Raw genomic sequence first — 24,076 nt, 5'->3', positions numbered from 1 at the left:
AATACACTTAACCCGATTAGTTTGTGTAAACCCCCCCGAAATCCTTACCAATAACAAATGACAAAACCAAGCCTCGATTATACTATCACCCATCATTTTCCAGGTGTTAACATTAGCGATCGCGAATGGGAAACCCTGATTGAGCTTGCCAGTTGGCAACGCATCCCGGAATTCCCTCGCCGTGGCAGAATGGCATGGCATAAATTGGCACAGCCAGCGTCTTTAGTTGCCAATCCCGACTATCAACTCACAGCCGCCAAACTAAAAGGAGTAGGCGCTTGGAATCCCCCCGATACCAGTCGTCATCGAGATCCACTCTTGGATTCCTTTACCGAAACTCCCATTCCCCCCACCACCCAACCCCTAGAAAGTTTTGCCACCTATCCCCATTTCGGCTTCAACTCAGAAGGAGACTACACCTTTGTTTATAGTGATCCGGCTCCCGTTGGTGGGATTCTCCACAGTCGCGCTCTCCTGGAGTATCGTAGTGCCGAAATTCTAGTGGAAAACGGTGTACCCACAATTGTTCCCCTAGCCGTGATTCAGTATGGAGAGAATTATCGATTTCTGGGTAAACCCATGGGTGCGGTGATTTCTCTAGTACCCGATACGGCGCCTTATCGGTTATCAGAAGTACAGTTTGGCAGCGCCACTCAACGGGGTACGAATCCTGGTGCTGATGATTATTATGACCGCATTCGTAAATCTTTAGGGATTGAAGGTGATCCAACTCATGAAACCACTCGGTTAGAAACCATTAATCGTCTTGCCCGAAAAATTGGCAAAAGTATGCATGACTTTACCCTAGCTGGATTATACCGATATTCCCCGGAATGGTCAAATTTTGAGTACGATTTTGAACGCCAAGAGGTACTCTTTACCGACTTAGATTCCACGCGACAAATGGCAGAAATACCAGCAGAGTTTCGTACCTTGCAAGCCTTACGAGAATTAGGTTCTGTGGTATACCGAACCGTGGCTAAATTTGGCACTCCTGCGGTGTTGGGAATTTATACCCTAAATAATCTCCTGACATACGATCCACTCTTTGAGTTGATTAGCGGCTATTTTCCCCAGGCGACGGCGGCGGAAATTAAGCCAATTACTAAGAAGTTGTGGAATTGTTTTATTCCTTACCTTTTCTTACTCAATAAATATAAACAAGAAATTAATCACGATTGGTCTTCGGAAAGACGCCGTAGCTATAAAATGGATCATGACTTGTTCTATATCCTCGCCATGACAAGTTTATATCCCCTATTCCGCCAGTCAGATATATTTCACCGCTATCCATCAACTCTAACCCTGGAAAACCTGATGCAGAAAGCACAAGTTTATTTGGGTGAACGTTACGAATATTTCTTATACCTATTCGATCAAAAAACATCCATTGTGTAGAGACGCGCCATGGCGCGTCTCTACAACCCCATAGAGGAAACCCTCAATGCCAACCATCTTAGAACGATATCAACAGCAGTTTCAAAACCACAGAAACCTAGCACAACAGGCAAATCAGATCTTTCCTGATGGCATCACCAGTGATGGGCGCTATACCGAACCCTTCCCTATTTACATCCAACAAGCCCAAGGGTCAAAAAAAACGGGAATCTGTGGCAAAGAATTGATCGACTATTGGGGCGGAAATGGCGCATTATTGCTCGGACATAATCCCCCAGAAATTGTTGCCGCAGTAACCCAACAAATCCAAAACGGAACCCACTATAGCGCCTGTCATTCCCTGGAAATCGAATGGGCAAACTTGGTGATGGAATTAATCCCTTCCGCCGAACGAGTACGGTTTACTAATTCGGGAACGGAAGCCAATTTACTGGCAATTCGACTCGCACGCACCTACACTGGTAAAAAAAAGCTAATCAGATTTGTTGGACATTATCACGGGTGGCATGATTCCGTGATTTTAGGTGCAAATGAAACACCAGAATCGGGAATTTCTCAGAGTATTAGCGACATGACAATTGTTTGTCCACCCAACGATATTCATGCCGTGGAAAAATGGTTACAAACTGACCCCGATATTGCTGGTATTATTTTAGAACCCACAGGGGCTTGTTCTGGGGTAATTCCCACAACGGGTAAGTTTCTATCTCAGTTACGAGAACTCACCCAATATTATGGTGTACTATTAATTTTCGATGAAATTATCACCGGATTTCGGATTGCTCCCGGCGGTGCCCAAGCCTATTATCAGGTGATGCCAGATTTAACGACCTTGGCAAAGGTGTTGGCGGGGGGATTACCCGGAGGTGCGGTAGTGGGAAAAACGGAGATTTTAAACTTAATTTCTAAACGGGAACAGGCTAAACTAGCCCAAGGGAAAAAAGTCTCCCATTTAGGCACATTCAACGCCAACCCATTATCGGCAGCAGCGGGAATTGCTATGTTAAAAATTGTGAAAACGGGTGAACCTCAAGCCCAGGTTGAGCAACTTGCCAAAACCCTGCGTCGGGGGTTAAATGATATTATTGACCAACACCATCTTGATTGGGTGGTATATGGTAAATTTTCTTGTATCAAGTTCCTAATTGGACATCAGGTTCATCACCTGAAAACGGCTGATTTTGACCCGTATCAGTGGAATTTTTGCCAGTTAATGCGTCGGGGTAACCCAGAACTGCGTCAACGTTTGCGCCAGGGTTTGTTACTCTCTGGAGTCGATATTTCCCTAAGCAGTGTCACCATGACAGCCCATTCAGCCGCAGATATCGAACAAACCATTGCCGCATTTGCTCAGACAATTGACTGGATGAAAGCAGATGGTTTAATTTAAAATAAGATAAATTAAAACTGTGAGATTTAATTATGATCCAAGATGTCTTTCCCCAAGTGCCAGAACGCCCAATATTATATGATTGGTTGTACCAAAAAACGACTAAAGACATTGAAATGTATTGTCGTTTAACTGAAGGACATGAGTCTATCCTGGAATGTGCTGTAGGCACCGGTAGACTGGCAATTCCTTTAGCCGAAAAGGGGCGAATTGTCCATGGCATCGATTACTCTGCGGCGATGCTGCAAAAATTCAAAGATAAACTGTCCGATATCCCAGAAACAACCCGCAACCGAATACATTTATATCAGGCTGATATGCGGAATTTTGATTTAAATCAAAAATTTACTTTTGTATTTGTTCCCTTTGGCAGTTTTGTCTATCTCTTGACAATTGAAGACCAAAAATCATGCCTAAATTGCCTGCGGCGACATCTTGCCGATGGGGGTACGTTAGTGATTGATCTGCCCACCTGGGAAGAAGCACGAGATGAGAAGTGGTTGAATAATGATCCGGCGCTGATGAAAGTTAAACAGGCAATTAACCCAGAAACAGGAAACACAACGGAAATGTGGAGTACGTTTCGTTTCGACTCATCCACCCAGATTATGGAACAAGATAGACATTACCGAATTTATGCTCACGACGGCTGTTTAGAACGGGAACAAGTGGTATTATGGAAAAGTCGCTTTTTCTTCCTGGGTGAGTTCCAATTGTTACTAGAAACCTGTGGGTTGAAAATTTCCCAAGTTTACGGGGATTTTCAATTTGGGGCTTATGGACATGGTAGCGAGGTAGCCGTCGTTGTGATCAAAGGAACCTAAATTCTCATCCCAACCTAGTGCAAGAAGGCAGAAGTCCGAAGGCAGAGGGCAGAAGGCTATAAGACTTATGGTAGCTGCTTTCAAGGAGCTTGTTAACTGGTTAGTTATTTCTGCCGCGCTGCACTAGTCAAATCTTACAATAAGTAGGTGGACATAATTAACGTGAACGGTGAAGATCGTCATTTGTCATTCGTCATTCGTCATTTGTTATTTGTAAGGGTTTGAGGCTTGTTTACTTGCACTTAGTATGGGGCTGTTTTCTTTTGTCCGACTACTTGGTGCAAAGATAGCGATTAAATACCAGACTATGCGATCGCTAACGTCGCGGCGGCAATAAACCGATTACCTATAGCGTGAAAATTCGCGATCGCCTTCCCCAAAAAACGTCACAATCATCCCTCTCTCTCGTTAAGTTGAATGTCACTGACTTAAAGCGGGTGGGCAATGCCCACCCTACGGTATATCAAGGGTTTTGGCGATCTCATAATGCTTATTTCAGTGCCATTCCTCTTAAGTTGAAGTGAGTTTAGGTATTAACTGAAAAAGAGCGAAAAGAATTTATATTTCCGTGTTGACAAAGATTCTTCGTCCCTAGACCCAGCTTGCTTGGACAGAAGATTCTAGCACAAAAATCCAAGCCGTCCTGGAAGGTGTTCTTAAGCCTGTCGAAGGACGGGGAGCCTGAACCCAAACTTCCGGTCAAATTGTCGCCAGAGTGCTACATTAGTTGTAATCGTAAACAAATGTAAAGCTTCTGATTAGTAAAACGCTAACTGTGGACAAAACCGCAGTGTGAGCATTTTTGATTCAACCAAGCGAATATGGAAACTAGGAGTTCAAACACCATGAGCCAAGTGATAGCCAACGAACACCTAATGCGAGACGATTTACAACAGTCTCTAGAGCGTCATCATATCAATCCCGCTACATTGAGTACGTTTCAGCGAATTTTGCTAACCACCGATGGCACGTTAACTGATATTCTGGAAGCGTATCTGTTTGAACAGATCCAGGTTGTCAAAATCTCCCAAAATCTTATCCCCATTCCCAAATCACTTCCGATTATGGAATTAGTGGAGGGGACGGACGTGATTGATAGACGCATCTTACTGCAAGGACGCATCAGTCGTAAAAACTATATTTACGCGGAATCCATCTTGGTTCCCGAACGCCTGGATGATAATTTTAGACATGAATTGTTTAAAACCAAAACCCCCATTGGTAAGATTTGGTTGGAGCAAAAGGTGGAAACCTTCAAAGAAATTTTGGATTCTGCAAAAGAACCAGCTCAGGATTTAGCCAAGTATTTTACAATTGAACCGAGTGACAATCTCCTCTCTCGTACCTATCGGGTATTTACCAATGGCAAACCTGTAATGATGATTACAGAAAAGTTTCCGGAGAGCTATTTTATCAACAGTGTGTGATGTCTTGCAAAGGACATAAATAAGGTGCTAGAAGACCAACTTGCTGGTAAAAAACTACATCTAAGGTCAGGAGTAGATTTGCAGGTATGTCATTCTCCAGGGGTGACACCTGCAATAGTTTTTATTCACGGCGGCTTAGGAAATAGATATAATTGGCGCTCGCAGTACGAATTCTTTGCTCAGCAAGGTAGGGAGGTGTTAGCCTACGATTTAGCTGGACACGGAGAGTCTACACCTTATCAACGTTACTCTTTAGGCAGACACAGGCGGGACTTAAATCGCTTGTTAAAACACCTGCACATTAAGTCTCCTCTCCTCTGCTGTCATAGCTATGGCGTACCCCTCGGTTTAGAATGGGCAAGGAAACATCCGGTACAAGGTTTGGTTTTAATTGCGGGAGGAACTCACGATCTTGCCCCTTGGTGGGAAATTCCCTTGATGAAGTTTTTCGCTTGGGGAGGGAGATATCTTTATTATTTACCAGGAGTTCAGTCCCTAACCAACCACCTATCAAGCGATCACACTGGAAAAAAGATCGAACGTTTTTTTGCTGAAAGCCCTGTTCCCACAGAACCTCATCCCTATAAAGCTTTAGAAATATTCTGGGATTATAACTTTTTTACCCGCAATCGCTCCTCTGTTAAGTTTCAGTTTCCAGTTTTAGTGATTAGTGGCGGGAAAGACCCTATGTTTACTAAGACAATGGGAGTAGAACTAGCCGCTGTCTTTCCTTTAGGGCAACATCTACACTTACCAGAAGCTGGGCATTTACTCATAGGAGAATACCCTGATCTGGTTAATAGAGTGATCGCCGATTTATTATGAAATTAATCAAATCAGCAGTTTAAGCAAGCTGGATTATAATAACTATTATACCTTTTTTAGGCTTAAATGCTTTCATCTATTAACCTTGAATGAAATCTATCGAACCTTTACCTTTCTGGACTAAAGCTGGATTGGCTTTTCCCATATTATTTCTCAATGGCTGGCTATTCATTATTGTTGTTGAATATTTTCAGTCACTGATTACCGTTGGCATAATCTCAACCTTATTAGCTTTTGTTTTAAGTTATTTTGTTGAGTTACTTACTAGATAGTGAGTTTATTGGTCGCTTTAACTAGCTTTTGGTTAGGGGTTAGAGTGTTGGTTGTAGCCATAATTATTGAGCAAATTATTGAAAATGTGATTGCTCCACGGTTGTTAGGAGGCTTCACGGGTCTTAATCCAGTGTGGCTTTTGGTTTCTTTGTTAATTGGGGCAAAAATTGGCGGTGTTGTTGGACTATTAATTGCTGTACCGATGGCAGGTTTTATTAAAAGTACAGCAACAGTCTGGAAAACGCAAAAAAGACCCCTTCTCTAAAGAGTATAATTATATTATGCGGATGATTAATTAGTCAAAACTCACGAGGATAAATAAATTAAATGGGCAATCGTCAAATTCAAAAAATAGGAGTTTATTTAGCTGTACTACTAACTGCTTTAGTGGGAATTGTCAACCTGCTTTCTTCTGTTACCCCTAGCTTAGAAGATCGAGTAGTTTTGCTTAAAGAAGTTTTGCCTTTTGAAGTGCGAGCTAGCAGTCATATTTTTGCGGCACTGAGTGGCTTTTTCCTTCTGGCTTTAGCTACTAACCTCCTCCGACGCAAGCGAGTTGCCTGGTTACTCACTGTTATCTTTTTAATTATTTCTATTATCTCTCACTTACTCAAAGGATTAGATTTTGAGGAGAGTTTGCTTTCAGTGTTACTACTGCTGCAATTGCTTGTCATGCGGTCTCTATTTACTGCTCGCTCTGATCCACCTTCTATTGCTCAAGGAGTCAGGGTTTTAATCGGTGCATTACTTTTCACTTTAGCTTATAGTACAGCAGGCTTCTTTCTTCTTGATCGCCAATACAATGTTAACTTTAGTTTGCCCGGTGCAATCCTCCAAACCTTGGCAATGTTTTTTACCTTTGATAATGCTGGAATGCAAGCAAATACCCGCTTCGGACGCTTCTTTGCTGATTCAATTTATCTGGTTGGAGCCGTAACTCTATTAACCGCTTTATTCATGTTACTGCGTCCAGTTTTACTAAGGGGTTTGCCGGCTTCAAGCCAGGAAAGAAAACTGGCTCAAGCAATTGTTGCAGACTACGGACAGTCTTCTTTAGCAAGATTTACTTTATTTAATGACAAAGCCTATTATTTTAGTCCTTCAGGACGTAGTTTCATTGCCTATGTACCAAAGGGTAGAGGTGCAATTGCTTTAGGAGATCCCATTGGACCGAAGGAAGACCGTAAAGAAACCATTATCAGCTTCCAAGAATTTTGCCAACGCAATGATTGGTATCCTGCTTTTTACCAAACTCTACCAGAGGATTTGGAAATCTACCAATCTTTGGGTTTTAAGGTATTAACTATTGGTCAAGAAGCCATTGTCGATCTTAAGGCTTTTACCTTGCAAGGCAAAGCGGGTAAAAATTTCAGGACGACGATGAATCGTTTTGCAAGGTTGGGATATGAGGTCAATTTTTATCAACCTTCTATTGCTAATGAATTACTCAAAGAACTGCGAGTTATTAGTGATGAGTGGTTGAAGATGATGCAGGGTTCAGAAAAACAATTTTCTCTCGGTTGGTTTGATGATAACTATCTAAGAGAGTGTGAAATTGCTGCTGTGCATAACTCAGGGGGAGAGATAACTGCTTTTGCTAATGTTGTCCCGGAGTATCAGTTAAATGAAATTACTATCGACTTGATGCGTAAGCGGACAGAGGTAGAAAATGGTACGATGGATTTTCTCTTTATCTCTCTGTTTCAGCATTTTAAAGAGCAGGGCTATGACAGTTTTAACTTAGGTTTATCAGCACTTTCTGGAGTTGGTGAACATAAAAAATCTCCACGTCTGGAAAAAGCTTTACATTACCTATATGAACACTTAAATCAATTTTATAATTTTCAGGGCTTACATACATTTAAAGATAAATTCCATCCCCATTGGGAACCTCGCTATTTGGTTTATCCTAGTGCAACAGCTTTACCAGAAGTAGTCGTCGCTTTAATAAGAGCAGATTCAGGCGATCGCTTACTAGACTACTTTAAACCAGGCAATTAATCAGTCATAAAATTGTAGAGACGCGCCATGGCGCGTCTCTACAATGGTGCTTTCCAGCCAAATTTAGATAACAGATGAAGGATGAAAATTATCCTTCATTTTTTATGAGAAATCCTCAATCCGTTAGGCAGATTGTTGATAAGGGCTGGTTAATTTATCCAACTGCTGTACCAACAAACTCAGGAATAAGCCCACATCAGTAACTACACCCACGGATTCCAAGGAACCGCGATCGCTTAACTTGGTAACAACGGCGGGATTGATATCTACACACACCATTTTCACCCCAGATGGCGTCATATTTCCTACCCCAATGGAGTGCAGCATCGTGGACAGCATTAAAATCATATCCGCCCCTTCCAGCAGTTTGGCATAGTCAGCTTGGGCTTTAATTAAATCCATCTGGGTATCCGGTAGGGGTCCATCATCGCGAATGGAACCGGCTAGGGAAAAGGGAACGTTATGTGTCACGCATTCATACATAATCCCTTTTGTCAATGCCCCTTTCTCCACAGCACCAGCAATGCTGCCATACCGACGGATGGTATTAATTACCTTGAGATGGTGGCGATGTCCACCCCGCACCGGAACCCCCCGTTTCATATCCACACCCAAAGAGGTTCCCATTAGGGATTGCTCAATATCATGAACCGCGATCGCATTACCGCCCAACAGCGCCTGCACATATCCTTGGCGAATCAGACGGGATAAATGTTGAGAACCGCCCGTATGAATCACCACCGGACCGGCAGTGACAATCACTTTACCGCCTTGATCACGAATTTGGCGCAATTCCCAGGCAATTTGCTCGACAATTAATTCCACCCGGCGTTCACTAGAAACGCCAGCGCCCATGAAGCTAAATTCTTCACTGCTACGCTGTTCACGGGTTTTCGGCTTGTGAACGGTGCGGATTCCTTCCACACCAACAACCACCTGTTCACCGACTTCTAGATCCCGGAGAATTTTACAGCGAGCGATCGGCTGAGAGTCAATCTGGGTAATCGCAATTGCCCCATCCATGCGCTGGTTTTGGACTTTCACCCACTCACCCTTAATCCGGACTTCTGTGGGATAAATCGTGGAGACATAAAAGTCATCCGGCGCTACACCCGATTGAATCACAGGTTCAAGATTTGCATCACACTCCTCTTGAACGGGAGCAACAGCACCCAACTCAATCAGTTGGCTCATCACCTCTTCCATCACATCATGGGAAGGTGCAGAGACGCGAATCTCAGCGCTGGAGGTACTTTGCCGTTGGACACCCAAATCGAAGTTGAGAACCTGGAAGCTACCGCCCGTTTCCACAATTAGATCTAACGCCCGACTAATCAAGCCAGAGTCTAACAAATGCCCTTCTAGGCGAATGGTGCGACTTTCTACCGGGACATTCGCATGAATTTCAGTGCGAACTGGTTCAGTCACCCGCAGAGTCAAGCATTTCGCCGCACCACCTGCTTTGAGGAATTCCGTCAGAGGGGTTTCAAGGACTCTAAACCCTGCCTCAGCCAACCGTTGCTTCAGGCGATCGCTCGCTTTGTTCATCACCACAACTTGGTCAACATTCACCGCATTGCAGGCGAAGTTCACCGCATCGGCTTCTTCCAGGGCGATGCGTTTTTCTGGTGCGACTCGCATCTCAATTAAGCGATTGGAGTATGCATCAAAGGCGGGGGGATAGTAGAGTAAATAGCCGCCCGTCAGGGGACAGAAACAGGTATCTAAGTGATAGAAACGCTCATCGGTGAGTCGTAAGGAGACGACTTCAATATCTAGCCATTTTGCCAGATAGGGGTGAGAATCCAATTCTGAACGAAAGCCGTAGCCCGCCCATAACCAACGCCCTTCCCGATCCAGGAGGGCATCCCCTGCGCCTTCAAAGGGGAGTTCTGGAGGGAGTTCATAGACGGTGTAGCCTTGGGCTTCAAACCACTGCTTGAAATGGGGTTCCTCACCCTGGCGTTCTTTGTGCAAGAAGCGACTCAGGACAACGTTTTTACCGAGAACCAGCCCCGCATTTGCCGTAAACACCATATCGGGCCACCCTTTTTCCGGGTTAACCAAATCCACGATCGCATGATCTTTGAGGACATGGTGCAACTTATGCCATTGTTCGACAGCGCGATCGCGCGAGGACTTATGAATATTTCCTTCCATCCAGGGATTAATCACATAGTCCACATCGTAGTGGTCTGGAGCGCACATGAGAAAGCGAATCGAATCAGTCATAATCAATTTTTAATGGGTAGACGCTTACAATAGACCAATTTCCTATCCTATCGGATTTCAAAGGACAACCCACACTAGATATAGTGCTGGATTAGGGGAGATGCGATCGCCTCTCCAGTCGTCATACCCAATCGGCTTTTGTCAACCCCTTCTGCCCTCTACCCTCTGTCCTCTGCCTTCTGCCTTATTCGGTCAATTCTAAATAAGGGGAATAATGAGTCCTTCCTTTGCCAAAAACGAACCTTCGCAAGCACTTTTTACCTCAATGGCAATTTCATCGAGCATATCATCGGAATGATTCGGTTCGTGGTGGAAAATCGCTAGTTGCTTAACGCCAGCGGCTTTGGCGAGTTTTACCCCTTCTTGCCAGGTTGAATGTCCCCAACCTACCTTGGGAGACTTGGGATTGTGGTATTCTTGGTCAGTGTACATGGCATCGTAAATCAGGATATCCGCATCACGAGCTAAATTCAGTACATTTTCATCCAAGTGATCCGGATAATGTTCGGTATCGGTACAATAGACCGCAGAACGTCCCTGCCAAGTGACCCGATACCCCATCGCCCCATTGGGATGATTCAGGGGGCTGGTTTCAATAGTAATATCCCCTAGCGTCATGGTATCGCCACAGATCAAGTCATAGAACTTCAAATCCGCCTGGATCTCTCGTTTCGGAACCGGGGAATTCAAATGCAATACCCGTTCTTTGAAATGCTGTTGCATTGACACTCCATCGGGTGCAGCGCCATGAATATGCAACAGATTCCCCTCCAAAAAGGCGGGGTCAAAAAAGGGTACGCCTTGAATATGATCCCAGTGATAATGGGTAAAAAACCAATAGGCTTCAATGGGGAGTTGGGGCTTGAGATTCTTACCCAGCATCCGGATGCCGGTACCCCCATCAAAAATTAGGCGTTTGTCAGCGATACGCATCTCCACACAGGAGGTGTTCCCGCCGTAGCGAATGGTTTCTTTGCCGGGGGAGGGAATACTACCCCGCACGCCCCAGAATTGGACAACGAACTCAGAGGAAGGACTGCTTTCCATCGGAATTTTAAGGCTTTAATGTATGGCACTGACCCTGATGACGCAGTAGGTGATCACATAATACTAAGGCGACCATTGCTTCTACCATAGGCACAGCCCTGGGCAAGACGCAAGGGTCGTGACGTCCTTTGGCTGCTAATATTGTTTCTTCACCGGTACTGGTCACTGTACGCTGTTCTTTTCGTATAGTAGCAGTGGGCTTAAACGCCACTCGCAAAATAATCGATTCTCCGTTTGTGATACCTCCCTGAATGCCGCCAGAACGGTTGGTTGTCGTCCGCACCGTTCCCGTATCATCGAGATAGAATTCATCATTATGTTCAGAACCCGTGAGTAAGGTTCCGGCAAAGCCAGACCCAATCTCAAAGCCTTTGCTAGCGGGTAGGGACATCACCCCTTTGGCGAGATCCGCTTCCAGCTTATCAAAGACGGGTTCTCCTAGTCCTTTTGGCACATTGCGAGCGACACATTCGACTACCCCACCAATGGAATCCCCTTCACGCCGGATTAACTCGATTTTTTCTATCATTCGTTGGGCGCATTCACTATCAGGACAACGGACGATATTACTTTCAACCTGTTCCAGGGTGATGGTGTGGGGATCAACGATGCCTTCTAAATCATGAATGCGTTTAACATAGCCAACAATGTCCACATTGGCAACCTGTTTAAGGATTTTTTTGGCGATCGCACCCGCTGCAACTCGACCAATGGTTTCCCGTGCTGAGGAACGTCCACCGCCCTGCCAATTGCGAATCCCATATTTAGCATCATAGGTGGCATCGGCGTGGGATGGGCGATATTTGACCGCCATCTCTGAGTAATCTTGGGGACGAGTATCTTTGTTGGGGACAAAAATAGAAATGGAAGTACCCAAGGTTTTTCCTTCAAAGACGCCCGATAGAATTTCACAGGTATCGGTTTCCTTGCGCGGGGTGGTAATCTTGCTTTGTCCGGGACGCCTGCGATCGAGTTCAAACTGAATCTCTGCGGCGGAAATCTCCAATTGGGGTGGACATCCATCAATCACCACACCGACACCGCCGCCGTGGGATTCCCCATAAGTCGTAATCCGAAACAGATGCCCGAAACTATTGCCCATAATGATCGAGATGATGCCGTTAAGATTCTTATGTTAGCAACGATTTAGCCGTCTCCGCCCACCCTACACCCTAGCCATCATACTTTCCTGTACCCAATCGCTATGGTTCCCACCGTTACCACAATTCCGATTCAGCATCTTGCCTCAGGCGATCGCCTTTCTATCCCAGTCTATAAGTTTATGGGCGCTAACCCTGGGAAAAAGGCATACATTCAAGCCAATCTCCATGGTTCAGAAATTGTTGGCAATGCTGTCATTCACCAACTGATTGAATTTTTCAGCCACTTAGAGGATAGTCAACTCACTGGAGAAATTTGGCTAGTTCCTGTCTGTAATCCCATCGGTACTAACCAGCGGAATCATTTCTTTGCCACTGGGCGCTTCAATCCCTACGATGGTAAAGATTGGAATCGGATATTTTGGGACTACGAAAAAGAATGTGATAATTTAACTGAGTTGGCTAAATTTCAGGTGCATCACTCTCCTGAAGAAATCCGCCGCAATTATTTAGAACACATTCAATCCAGCTTTGAGCAACATTTGGACGCACTTCAGTCTCCTAGCGGACTTCCTTTTACTGAACGCTATCGCTATCAGCTTCAATCCCTTTGTTTAGATGCTAACTATGTGATTGATATTCATAGTTCCACCAATCAGGCGATTGATTATTTGTATTGTTTCCAGAGTCGTGAGGAAAGTGCCAAAGCTTTTCTCTTGGATCGCGGAATTTTAATGAATGAATATGACGGTGATGCCTTTGACGAAGCTTTTATGAAGCCGTGGTTGGCATTGGAGAAGCAATTAGCTGCCTTTGGTAAAGCGATTCAGTTTGATGTCGAGTCTTGGACACTTGAACTGGGTTCGGGGATGGAAATGAATCCCGACTCGGTAAAAAAAGGAGTTATGGGGATCAAAAATTATCTGGCACAAAAACAATTGGTCGATTTTCCAGATCTGCCCTTAGAGAAGACAACCTCTCAATCCGTTAACTTTACCATAAAAAGCCAAATTAAGCCGTACTACGCTCCAGCCGGGGGGATGATTCAATCACGAGTTCCGTTGGGCAGTCAAATTCAAGCCGAGCAGCCTTTGTATCAATTACTGAGTTTTAATCGAGAGGGGGATTTACCTCAAATAATTGACGTTCAGGCTGAATCCGATGGTTTGGTGTTTAGCGTTGCCAAGAATTATGCGGTTAATGAAGGGGAGTATGTTTTATCAATTATGTAGATAAAGATAGATGTTGTTGTTCCGTTATTGGTGGGGAGAGCGGGTTTTGTTTTTCCGTTATCGGTGGATAGCGAAATTTAGTACCTAAACCCGCCCCTACAGTTAGACAAATGTGCCATATTCGTCTCTACGGTTATGGCTAGAATTGTACTAAAGCTTTTGTAGCTCAAAAAATTATAAGATTATAAAATGGAAGACAGCAACAATTTCACCTTAATTCCCGACGCAGACACCGTAATGATTCCTCAAGCCCCAGAGGGATTTAAATCTGGCTTTGTCGGTATCATTGGACGCCCGAATGTGGGCAAATCGACATTAATGAATGAATTGGTGGGGCAGAAAATTGCCATCACCTCCCCCGTCGCCCAAACCACTCGCAACCGCTTGCAGGGGATTCTGACAACAGACAATGCTCAACTGATTTTTGTGGATACGCCAGGAATCCATAAGCCTCATCATCAACTGGGGAAAGTTTTGGTACAAAATGCTAAGATTGCTATTGAAGCGGTAGATGTAGTGCTGTTTGTCGTGGATGGAGCGACACCCGCAGGAGGAGGCGATCGCTACATTAGTAATCTACTCAGCCAAACCTCAACACCTGTCATTCTAGGCATTAACAAATCAGATTTACAATCGCCAGGGAAAGGCTTAGATGAAGGGTATCATCAACTGGCAGATCCCCACAATTGGCAGGTAACAAAATTCTCTGCCCTGACGGGTGACGGGTTGGCAACCTTGCAGGAACAGTTAATTGATCGGCTAGAACAAGGTCCCTATTATTATCCGCCGAACTTAGTCACCGATCAACCCGAACGTTTTATTATGGGAGAATTAATTCGAGAGCAAATTCTGCTGTTGACTCGCCAGGAAGTTCCCCATTCCGTCGCGATTACTATTGATGCTGTTGAGGAAGAACCTAAAATTACCCGCATCCTCGCCACGATTCACGTTGAACGGGAGTCGCAAAAAGGAATTTTAATTGGCAAAAAGGGCAGTATGCTGAAAAGCATTGGTTCGGCGGCGCGTCAGCAAATTCAAAAGTTAATTGCGGGTAAAGTTTATCTAGAATTATTTGTGAAAGTGCAACCTAAGTGGCGACAATCTCGTCTGAGATTAGCAGAGTTGGGGTATCGGTTGGAGGAATAGTTATTTGGTAAGGAAACAGGGAACAGGTAGAGTAGAGACGTTGCATGCAACCTCTCTACAACTTCTGCATCTTTGCTCATCTGTACCTTTTTCTTCTGGAAACAGTTTTCAGACATGTTCCTGAAACTTAGGCTAAAATGTTTATCATAAAGAGAAATATACGTCAAGCTAAGAGCAGTAGATTTACCGTTCTGAAGCGGGGCAAGTTTTTCTAACTCTTATAGATTCAGGGTGAGGCTGGCAGGGTTTCAGATTCGGTATTCTACAACAGTAATTTAAGGAAGGCGATCGCCATGAAATTCACAATTGTTATACTAACTACAATTATCACCACAATCGGCATAACGAGTGGAGCAATGGTTCAAGCCAGAACTCCCACTCAAGAATTTTTCGAGCAGGGATGGGAGCAATTAGAGCGAGAAATTCGCACTCTCCAGGAAGACAATCCGGAAGCGGAGGAAAGCCTGCAACAAGAATCTGAAACGGCGCCGCTACTGGATGTGAATCCAACGGCTGATAGGGAAACCCCCTTAGAGATTGAGGGTATTGAGCCACCGAATTCTCAGCCTGATCCGGTAGATGATTCGCCTGTTAACTAGGGCTTGCTGCACAAAAAATAGAGGTACGGCAATGCCGTACCCCTACCTCAAATTGAAACCAGAAGCGCTACCGCACCGGTGGAGGAACCTTTAACCCCACGCGATCGCGTCCCCCGATTTCTGGGGCTACCATGGATACGACGGGCGGTTTCCCTTCCGCTAACGTCGGTACCGAACCGCGCAACCGGGCAGTTAACTGCTGTGTTGTTGAGTCATACATCTGCGTGACTATAGCAATCCTATTTAGGTTGTGGCAATTTTCAAAACTGGAACCCTTGCTATACCTGGGTTTCAAACCGTTCACTTGTTGCATCCTATTTAGGATTGCTATAGCTTGGGATACAAGCCAATACCAATAATCGGCACCAGCAAACACGCAATAATAAACACCTCACGCGGTTCCGCATCTTGTAAAACCTCGTGTTCCACCAGTTCCTTATTCTCAGAACCGTAGAAGATTTCCCGCAGATTAGACAGCAGATAAATCGGCGTAAGAATCACCCCAACGGCTGCCAAAAAGACCACAATTACCTTAAACGTGGAATTGTAGGCATCCGAAGTGGCAAATCCGACAAACACCATTAACTCTGCCACAAACCCACTCATCCCCGGTAACGCCAGAGACGCCATGGAACAAGTTGTCCACATGGCAAAAATCTTCCGCATCTTTTGACCGACACCCCCCATTTCATCCAACATTAGGGTATGGGTGCGGTCATAAGTTGCCCCAACTAAGAAGAACAGACTCGCCCCAATTAAGCCGTGGGACACCATTTGCAACACCGCCCCACTCAAACCCAAGTCGGTAAATGAGCCAATCCCGATTAAAACAAAGCCCATGTGGGAAATCGAGGAATAGGCAATCTTGCGCTTGAGGTTGCGTTGGGCAAAAGACGTTAATGCCGCATACACGATATTCACCACCCCTAAAATCACCAACACTGGGGCAAAATAGGCATGGGCATCGGGTAACATCCCGGCATTCATACGAATCAGGGCATATCCACCCATCTTCAACAGAATCCCCGCCAGCAACATGTGAACGGGTGCGGTGGCTTCGCCGTGGGCATCCGGTAACCAGGTATGTAAGGGGAAAATCGGTAACTTGACCCCGTAGGAAATCAGAAACGCCGCATACAGCAACAGTTCTAGATTTAGGGCATAATCCTTTAAAGCGAGCGATCGCATATCAAAGGTGACAGTATCCCCATAGAATGCCATCGCCAACGCTGCAATCAAAATAAACAGCGATCCCCCTGCCGTATACAGGATAAACTTGGTCGCCGCATACAGGCGCTTTTTGCCGCCCCAAATCGATAGCAGCAAATATACCGGAATTAACTCCAGTTCCCACGCCAGGAAAAACAACAGCATATCCTGAACTGCAAACACGGCAATTTGACCGCCGTACATTGCCAGCATCAGGAAGTAAAACAGCTTCGGCTTTAGGGTTACGGGCCAAGCCGCCAGGATTGCCAACGTCGTCATAAACCCCGTCAGCAGTACCAACGGCATGGATAAGCCATCCACCCCCACCGACCAATTCAAGTCCAGCGTGGGTACCCAAGCATATTTTTCCACCAATTGCAAGCCCGGATTGTCAAAGTCATAGTTGATGACAAAGGCACAAACGATCAACGTAAAATCAATTAGCCCAACAATCAGGGCATACCAGCGTTCCCAGACGCCATTCTGATCCGGCAATAAAGGAATGCCCAGAGAAGCGACGATGGGAAACAGAATAATTACGGTTAACCAAGGAAAATCAGTCATTAGTCATTCGTCATTGGTTATTGGTCATTAGTCATTCGTCATTAATCATTCCTCATTCCTCATTCGTCATCAAGCTCACCAACTCTCTCACTAGCGACAACACAGACACAATTTGCCACAGGATAGAACAAAGGACAAATGACAAATGACAAATGACACATTATCAAGACAACCCAGAAACAATCACAAAACCGAGAACTGCCCCAAAAACAATCAGCGCATAGAATTGGGCGCGACCGTTTTCGAGATATTTCAGTCCTTCACCACTGATCAGGGCAACTAAACCGGTTAAATTAACCGCACCATCCACCACACGGTAGTCTACTTCCATCACTTGGCGGGCGAGGCGGCGACTTCCCTGGACGAATATCCGATCATAGATATCATCGAAATACCACTTGTTGAGGGAAAAGTTGTAAAGCGATGTAAAGTTTTTCGCGATCGCACCCGGGTCAATTTGACCCATCCGGTACATCAGGGATGCCACGGTAATGCCAATTAAGGCAATCCCCACCGACGAACCCGCCATCACCAGAAACTCACTCCAGTTAAACGCCGCTTCATGACTCACCACTTCCGCCACGGTTTCGCCGGGGGCGTGGATGAATTCCTCAAAGTAGTTATTAAAGGGCATCCCCACCAAACCAACTAGAGTGGAGGGAACAGCAAGTAACAGTAAAGGTAAGGTCATGGTTAACGGAGATTCATGGGGCGACTCACTATGCCCATGATCATGATCCTCAGCCTCTAATTCCCGTCTATCCATGGCACCAGGTCCAAACGCGGGTACGGGTTCAGCCACAGCCCCTTTAATTTGTTCCTTAATGCTGGTGATATTGCCTCGGAAATCGCCCTCAAAGGTCATGAAATACATCCGGAACATATAAAAGGCAGTCAGTCCCGCCGTTAGCCAACCGACAACCCACAGTCCTGGAGACGCGGCAAAGGCATTGCCTAAGATTTCATCCTTTGACCAGAACCCAGCAAAGGGAGGAATCCCACAAATTGCCAGAGTTCCAATTAGAAAGGTTAGGGACGTAATGGGCATATACTTCCGCAATCCCCCCATCAGCCGCATATCCTGGGCTAAATCCGGATCATGACCCACCACGGCTTCCATGCCATGAATCACGGAACCGGAACAGAGGAAGAGCATGGCTTTAAAATAAGCGTGGGTCATCAGGTGGAATAGTCCGGCACTGTATGCGCCAATTCCCATTGCCATGACCATGTAGCCCAACTGGGAGATTGTGGAATAGGCAAGACCCTTTTTGATGTCATTTTGGGTCAGGGCGATGGTTGCCCCTAAAAAGGCAGTAAATCCTCCCGTCCAGGCAATCACCGTCATCGCCACAGGAATATTTTCAAACACTGGGTACATACGGGCAATCAGAAATACCCCAGCCGCCACCATTGTCGCGGCGTGAATCAGTGCAGAAATGGGCGTCGGACCTTCCATCGCGTCAGGAAGCCAAACGTGCAAGGGAAATTGAGCAGATTTGGCAACGGGTCCTAAAAAGACTAATACAGCTAACAGGGCGGCGAGTCCGCTGCTAATATAACCGGATTCGACAAAAGCCTCTAAGTGGGCACCGATGACATCAAACTCAAAGCTACCGGTTGCCCAGTACAGCCCCAGGATACCCAAAAGGAGACCAAAGTCCCCCACGCGGTTCACCACAAATGCTTTTTGACAAGCATCGGCGGCGGCTTTGCGATCGTACCAGAATCCGATGAGTAGGTACGAACACATGCCCACCAGTTCCCAGAAAATATAAACCTGTATCAGGTTGGGACTAATCACCAGACCCAACATTGAGGAACTAAACAGGCTCAAATAGGCATAGAAGCGCACATAACCGGAGTCGTGTGCCATGTAGCCGTCGGTATACACCATGACCAGAAAGGCGACGGTGGTAACGACTACTAGCATCAACGCGGTTAAGTTGTCGATGGTGTACCCCATCATCAGGTGAAAATTCCCCGCTGTTGCCCATTCCAGGGTACGGGTAAACGGTTCATGTCCGTGAAATTGACTCCAGAAGATGGCAAATGACAGCACCATCGCCGCCCCCAGCAGGGAGACGACGAACACGGAGGATAACTGCCGTAGCTGATTCGTGGTTTTGTTGAATGAGATAAGCCCTAAGCCGACTAGCATTGCCCCTGCCAAGGGCAAGACCGGGATCAACCAGGCATATTGATAAAGCGGTTCCATGGAAGACAGCTTACTTTAGATTTCTTTACTATTTTGACAAACTGTAAACAAGTGTGACATTTGATATCCTACCCGACTTCCTGACTTAAGGGGAGATGAGGAAGATTGGGGAGATTGGGGAGATGAAGAGGATAAGTGGAGTAAACTACCGCTTCTAAAAACCTAGACAAACCTACCCATAAGTAATTCTGTCTTGGTATAAGTCCACGGTGTAACTTTTGGTCGATAACCATTAACGCTTACGCTTGGCTGATACCCGGCATTGTTGCTCGATATCAGCCTTAACCAACGGCTCCCAGTTAGAGACACTATAGTAATCGTGTCTACGATTGACTACAGGGCATCGACCAATAAAATTATTAAATTGATATAGAGCGCTCCATACGTGCTTTCTCGGATTCACTCCGAGATAGGCGGACACAGAGCGCGGCAATCGCTCACTCAAATTCATTCCTCTTCTGGCAATTGCTAGGGCAGCTGCCACATCAGATGATAGTCCATACATCCGACTATATTTAACACAGCCTATCAAACTCGTGTAAGCTGGATTGCACAACTTTATAGTTATTCCTCGGTTGGATAAAATCGATGACAAAATCTGATAAAAACGACTGTATGCCCAGGCAAAAAGCATTCTAGCATATTTTTTCCCACGCTCTCTTAATTGAGCTTTCTTGGTGGAAAAATCCAAGCTTTCGCACAGAACGGGGCAGGCAAAATTCCTGGCTAAAGCTGCCAATTTCAAACAAACATCGACAATTTGAGCATCTTGTTTACCTTTGGGTAAACCTGACTGAAAAGGAATAGTTCCCTGAGCTTTTAAATTTCCTTGACCATCAACATAAGCCCAACCGATAGAACTAGGATTTAGATCGATACCCAGGGCACCATACTGAATTTCTCTACTAACTTTCTCCACCGCTGCGGGCGTGAATTGAACAGCAACCACCCATCGATTCTCCTTTCTATAGAAGTGCCATGTTTTCGCCCCACTATTGGGTAATCTATTAATTTTTCTTGAGAAGCTGCCAATTTTTGATGTGACATATTTCCCAAATTTGGTTTCCAGACAACCGGGGACTCTCAACACCTCGGCTTCGCTCGGTGTTGACGCTGAGCGAAGTCGAAGCGTCAACTTGAGTGTATCCCCAGACCATTGACAAGTTTGATTCCCATAACTTTCATCCTTTGAACCAACAATAAATACTGACCCTCTGGATACCTTCACTCTAATTTTCGCCCTCAATAGATGTTTAATTTGATTTTGAAGTCGGTGGATATATCGCTTTTTGTGATGCAAACCTTGACGCAAATGATGCCAGTTAGTTTTTCTCGTCTTGAGGTTTGACGATAAGGGAAAGTTGCAGCCATTTTTGGAGGATTGCCAGTTCTTTTTTCCATAGAACTTCCGAGCTAAATTAATTTTCTTTGTGGCTCTGGCTACCCAATCTTTCCCTGACTGAACTCGTGATTTTAATTGCTTTATCTGTCTTTTTCTACAATATGTAGCTGAGGCAGTTTTTCCTTTAGCTAATGAAATTACTCCATTAGCATAACGCTTACTGATTCCGTATTTCTCTTGCATAAGACTATTCCAACTGGATTGATTAAATTTTATTTCTTTATTTAATAAATGGTTAACTGTTTCAACTGTTGCTTGATAAAATATATCGGACAATGAAGTTAAAAACATCTCCAAGTCGGTGAAACCGATGGGGTTAAGTTCATCGGCGGGAGTTGGCAAGCCCTTGCAATAAGTTATCGTCGTCATAGCTTTTTGGCTACCTCCCTCAGTTCGGTCACTATTTTTTTTGTGCTTATGACTTCGACTTCCATACAGTCCTTTCTTTTTGTAGTTCATGCCACTACCGAGATCTTGAATAATCTCAAATTCCCATCCCTGTTTGGCACAATAGCTTTCTAAAACTAAAACTTGTCTATTTAAATCGTCTTTTTGGTCGTGACTAGATACTCTGGCATAACCAACGGTTAATTCATTACCCGATTTATTGCCAATTAAGTCAACAATATCGTATCGACGATGACCGCCAGCCGTCCGAGAAGCTCGTATGAGAGCCGTTGAGTTCCCATCGGTGCAACGTGCAAGACCGTCACACCTAGTAGAGTAGCTGCTTCTTGGGGGGTTTGCAGCAGTAGCCCAAATACCTAGATTTACCTATAATCGACAAGCGCGGTTTTCACTTAAAAATCTCGCTTGTCGATTATTGTCTATAGGGGAAGCCGCCGCCGTCAAGGGAGTGTCGATAGACACCTTGAGGCGATGGGAAAAAGAAGGAAAGATTCAGTCGGTGCGAACACAAGGAGGGCATCGGCGTTACGATATCGATACACTTATTGATTTCAAGGAAAACCGCAAAACGATTGCCTACGCTCGTGTTTCAAGCCATGACCAGAAAAATGACTTAGAGCGACAAGCCTTGCTACTATAGATTTTTAGGCGGTCATGACTCAAGCCCAATCCCGCACTTATGTCACGACAACAACCAACCGTGGGGCGGTTGCGTTTTTGAATGACGCGGCGACTGTCGGCTATGATGCCAAGATTGATGCCTTGAAGTTGCTCTTGGAGCAAACCCCTCCGAGTAAGTCAAAGCTGAATACTAAGCTACAGCAAAACCACGACATTAATAAGCGACAAGCGAACAGCATCATCGCTTACGTTGAAGGTGCAGTTAAGTCGGCTAAAGTTTGTCGTCGCAATCACTTAGAACAACTTCAGGGTAAACTCAAACACACAACCGAAGTCCAGCCAGAATTTAGAAAAGAAAATCAAAGCACACTCCGATTACCTACAAGCCGTAGAACAGGTGAACCGAGGGAAAAAGAAGAAAGTTCCCAAGTCCCTCAAGCCTAAGTACCCAGACGCTTGCCCAATGCGGTGTCCTCATCATTTAACCCGATACAGGCAAGCCCAAGTCAAACTTCATCAGAAGAAACGGTATGCCCACAAGTTAAAGCAGAAGATATCCAATATCAAAGCGTCTCCCTTGCACGTAAACTTGGGGAACAAGTATACCGTGGAGATGGTTGGTTCCAAGGATGAATCCTACGGAAATCAGATTTGCCAGTTGGACTTAATCGGCTCCGAACTTCATATTCGAGTTCCTTATGGACTAGAATTGCGATATGGGAAATATATTCAGTTTCCTATCCGTTTACCCAAACATGGAACCGATAACCTAGCAACAGCCTGGTACAACAAGCAAGCTTTAACCTATCGATTCATTCAAAAAAGTCTAACGGAGTGGGAAATCCATATCACCTTTGATGTCGAACCGGCACCCAGGATAACTGCCCCCGTTTCTTGGGGAGCTATTGGTGTAGATCTCAATCCCAACTGTATCGGCTGGGCGATGACTGACTTTGACGGAAATCTGGATGGCTTTGGTCAATTCAAGGTTAATATCCAGTCTCAACCTAAAGGACGTACTGAGGCTCTCTTGGTTGATGTCGTAACCCAACTGACAAACCTCGCCCTAGAACATAAGCGCCCCATCGTTGTCGAAAAGCTCGACTTTAGCGATAAGAAAAAACGGTTGCGCGAACTAAATGCAAGGGCTCGCCGTATGCTGAGTAACTTGGCTTACTCAAAATTTCTTAAACTTCTATTAGCTAGATGCTTCAAACTGGGCATCCAAGTGATTGAGGTCAATCCGGCTTACAGTAGCTGGATTGGATTGATTAAGTTCATGTCTACTTATGGAATGAACTCTGCCACAGCTGCTGCCTTTGTGCTAGCGCGACGTGGGATGTTTTTATCGGAAAGACTGCCAGCCAGAACCGCCTACCAAGGAAGGGAACCACGGAAGCACGTCTGGTCACACTGGCGGTTGGTGGCGAAACTCCTCAAAGGTTCGTCTCGCCACTCCTTTTACCAGCCTAGACTAACAGTCTACTCGCTTGTTACGCTCTGCTGCGGATGGGGAATCACCGGATGAACCGTCATCGGCTACTGTCAATCCCTTCGGGGAGCTTAGAGAGGTCGGTGAGAATCCGACGGGAAGTCGTTAGTACCGCATGACGGCGTATCTTGCATAGGTTTGCACAGATATTTTTGAGCGGTTGACACGGCACTGTACTAAGTTTTGTAGATTGCAAATCTTACTGTATAAGCTTTCTCCCCTCCTACCTCCTGCCTTCTGCCTCCTGCTTTTTTGCACTAGCTAGGCGGCTGATTGAGTTGCACTGGTAGTATGAGTTAAACCTCCGCCAATAGAGGCGGAAAACTGCGATTGATTGTTCCCGATCAAATTTTGAATCGCCAAGCGCAAGTCATCTCGTCCTTGAAAGCCTTCTAATCGCTCCACTAACTGACCGTTTTCAAATAAAAGCAAGGTGGGTAAAGATTTGAGTTGATAGGTACTGGCAAGCCTGAGACTATTATCCGCATTCACCCGCACCACTTCAATCCGATCGCTCCATTCCTGCTGTACGTCCTCCAAGATTGGCTGGATTAGGCGGCACAGCCCACACCAAGGTGCCCAAAAATCAACCAGAACCATCTTGGAGTTTTCTAAAACGTATTGCTTAAACGTCTGCTCGTTCACCGACAACACCATGATCCCTCGAA

General features: G+C 45.3%; 19 protein-coding genes and 3 pseudogenes. 13 read left to right on the top strand and 9 right to left on the bottom strand.

The features are described 5' to 3' along the window. The first annotated feature begins 57 nt into the window (after window positions 1-57). The 7 genes and pseudogenes from MC7420_RS07025 (at window position 58) to MC7420_RS06990 (ending at window position 8,138) form a co-directional block, all read left to right on the top strand. Window positions 58-1,398, top strand: a complete 1,341-nt coding sequence (locus MC7420_RS07025) for a hypothetical protein (protein ID WP_006099470.1) — start codon at window positions 58-60, stop codon at window positions 1,396-1,398. Window positions 1,399-1,444: 46 nt separating this feature from the next. After that, on the top strand, window positions 1,445-2,788 hold the full coding sequence (locus MC7420_RS07020) for an aspartate aminotransferase family protein (RefSeq protein ID WP_006099428.1): 1,344 nt from the start codon (window positions 1,445-1,447) through the stop codon (window positions 2,786-2,788). 32 nt (window positions 2,789-2,820) lie between these two features. Beyond that, window positions 2,821-3,612 (top strand): class I SAM-dependent DNA methyltransferase, encoded by a 792-nt coding sequence (locus MC7420_RS07015; protein WP_006099252.1) that lies wholly within the window; start codon window positions 2,821-2,823, stop codon window positions 3,610-3,612. An 845-nt stretch (window positions 3,613-4,457) separates the two neighbouring features. Then, a complete protein-coding gene (locus tag MC7420_RS07010) occupies window positions 4,458-5,039 on the top strand; it encodes a chorismate--pyruvate lyase family protein (RefSeq protein WP_006099444.1) in 582 nt (193 codons plus the stop codon). 24 nt (window positions 5,040-5,063) lie between these two features. Continuing rightward, entirely contained in the window at window positions 5,064-5,864 is an 801-nt protein-coding gene (locus MC7420_RS07005; protein WP_044205547.1) for an alpha/beta fold hydrolase, read from the top strand. Window positions 5,865-6,132: 268 nt separating this feature from the next. Beyond that, a pseudogene (locus MC7420_RS06995) lies at window positions 6,133-6,402 on the top strand (AI-2E family transporter); the annotation flags it as partial. Between the two features lie 62 nt (window positions 6,403-6,464). After that, on the top strand, window positions 6,465-8,138 hold the full coding sequence (locus MC7420_RS06990) for a phosphatidylglycerol lysyltransferase domain-containing protein (protein WP_006099166.1): 1,674 nt from the start codon (window positions 6,465-6,467) through the stop codon (window positions 8,136-8,138). A gap of 123 nt (window positions 8,139-8,261) precedes the next feature. Here the strand turns inward: MC7420_RS06990 and argZ are convergent, their stop codons facing one another. The 3 genes from argZ to aroC form a co-directional block, all read right to left on the bottom strand. Beyond that, window positions 8,262-10,370 carry a bifunctional arginine dihydrolase/ornithine cyclodeaminase gene (gene argZ / locus MC7420_RS06985; protein WP_006099187.1) on the bottom strand — a complete coding sequence of 703 codons (2,109 nt, stop codon included), beginning with the start codon at window positions 10,368-10,370 and terminating at the stop codon, window positions 8,262-8,264. A 198-nt stretch (window positions 10,371-10,568) separates the two neighbouring features. After that, the gene (locus tag MC7420_RS06980) at window positions 10,569-11,417 is read right to left on the bottom strand and encodes an MBL fold metallo-hydrolase (RefSeq protein ID WP_006099472.1); all 849 of its coding nucleotides are present in this window, start codon (window positions 11,415-11,417) and stop codon (window positions 10,569-10,571) included. Window positions 11,418-11,424: 7 nt separating this feature from the next. Next, entirely contained in the window at window positions 11,425-12,519 is a 1,095-nt protein-coding gene (gene aroC / locus MC7420_RS06975; protein WP_006099301.1) for a chorismate synthase, read from the bottom strand. A gap of 102 nt (window positions 12,520-12,621) precedes the next feature. Here aroC and MC7420_RS06970 point away from each other — a divergent pair, with 102 nt between their 5' ends. The 3 genes from MC7420_RS06970 (at window position 12,622) to MC7420_RS06960 (ending at window position 15,494) form a co-directional block, all read left to right on the top strand. Then, window positions 12,622-13,749, top strand: a complete 1,128-nt coding sequence (locus MC7420_RS06970) for a succinylglutamate desuccinylase/aspartoacylase domain-containing protein (RefSeq protein WP_006099366.1) — start codon at window positions 12,622-12,624, stop codon at window positions 13,747-13,749. Window positions 13,750-13,986: 237 nt separating this feature from the next. After that, window positions 13,987-14,895 (top strand): GTPase Era, encoded by a 909-nt coding sequence (era, locus tag MC7420_RS06965; protein ID WP_044205682.1) that lies wholly within the window; start codon window positions 13,987-13,989, stop codon window positions 14,893-14,895. A gap of 293 nt (window positions 14,896-15,188) precedes the next feature. After that, window positions 15,189-15,494 carry a hypothetical protein gene (locus MC7420_RS06960; RefSeq protein ID WP_044205540.1) on the top strand — a complete coding sequence of 102 codons (306 nt, stop codon included), beginning with the start codon at window positions 15,189-15,191 and terminating at the stop codon, window positions 15,492-15,494. Window positions 15,495-15,561: 67 nt separating this feature from the next. On the opposite strand, the gene MC7420_RS41195 is transcribed toward MC7420_RS06960, so the two are convergent. The 5 genes and pseudogenes from MC7420_RS41195 to MC7420_RS42340 all read right to left on the bottom strand — a co-directional run. Continuing rightward, on the bottom strand, window positions 15,562-15,807 hold the full coding sequence (locus MC7420_RS41195) for a hypothetical protein (RefSeq protein ID WP_006099357.1): 246 nt from the start codon (window positions 15,805-15,807) through the stop codon (window positions 15,562-15,564). Between the two features lie 14 nt (window positions 15,808-15,821). Then, window positions 15,822-17,267, bottom strand: a complete 1,446-nt coding sequence (gene ndhD1, locus MC7420_RS06955; RefSeq protein ID WP_006099416.1) for a photosynthetic/respiratory NAD(P)H-quinone oxidoreductase subunit D1 — start codon at window positions 17,265-17,267, stop codon at window positions 15,822-15,824. Window positions 17,268-17,430: 163 nt separating this feature from the next. Continuing rightward, on the bottom strand, window positions 17,431-19,485 hold the full coding sequence (locus tag MC7420_RS06950; RefSeq protein WP_006099446.1) for an NAD(P)H-quinone oxidoreductase subunit 5: 2,055 nt from the start codon (window positions 19,483-19,485) through the stop codon (window positions 17,431-17,433). A gap of 232 nt (window positions 19,486-19,717) precedes the next feature. Continuing rightward, complete coding sequence (locus MC7420_RS06945) at window positions 19,718-21,256, bottom strand: hypothetical protein (RefSeq protein ID WP_044205679.1); 1,539 nt, start codon at window positions 21,254-21,256, stop codon at window positions 19,718-19,720. A gap of 66 nt (window positions 21,257-21,322) precedes the next feature. Further along, a pseudogene (locus tag MC7420_RS42340) lies at window positions 21,323-21,600 on the bottom strand (IS607 family transposase); the annotation flags it as partial. Window positions 21,601-21,710: 110 nt separating this feature from the next. On the opposite strand from MC7420_RS42340, the pseudogene MC7420_RS06940 reads away from it, so the two are divergent. From MC7420_RS06940 to MC7420_RS06930, 3 genes and pseudogenes are all read left to right on the top strand, one after another. Next, window positions 21,711-21,932, top strand: a pseudogene (locus MC7420_RS06940) (IS607 family transposase); the annotation flags it as partial. A 17-nt stretch (window positions 21,933-21,949) separates the two neighbouring features. Beyond that, window positions 21,950-22,360, top strand: coding sequence for a hypothetical protein (locus MC7420_RS06935; RefSeq protein ID WP_006099260.1), 411 nt, complete (start codon window positions 21,950-21,952; stop codon window positions 22,358-22,360). A gap of 19 nt (window positions 22,361-22,379) precedes the next feature. Beyond that, window positions 22,380-23,444, top strand: a complete 1,065-nt coding sequence (locus MC7420_RS06930; protein WP_006099172.1) for an IS200/IS605 family accessory protein TnpB-related protein — start codon at window positions 22,380-22,382, stop codon at window positions 23,442-23,444. A gap of 225 nt (window positions 23,445-23,669) precedes the next feature. Here MC7420_RS06930 and trxA read toward each other — a convergent pair whose 3' ends face one another. Next, window positions 23,670-24,065 (bottom strand): thioredoxin, encoded by a 396-nt coding sequence (gene trxA, locus MC7420_RS06925; protein ID WP_044205538.1) that lies wholly within the window; start codon window positions 24,063-24,065, stop codon window positions 23,670-23,672. Window positions 24,066-24,076: the final 11 nt, after the last annotated feature.

The organism is Coleofasciculus chthonoplastes PCC 7420 (assembly GCF_000155555.1).
GTDB lineage: Bacteria > Cyanobacteriota > Cyanobacteriia > Cyanobacteriales > Coleofasciculaceae > Coleofasciculus > Coleofasciculus chthonoplastes_A.
Note: the sequence above shows the minus strand (reverse complement) of the source record. Positions and strands in the feature narration are given on the sequence as shown.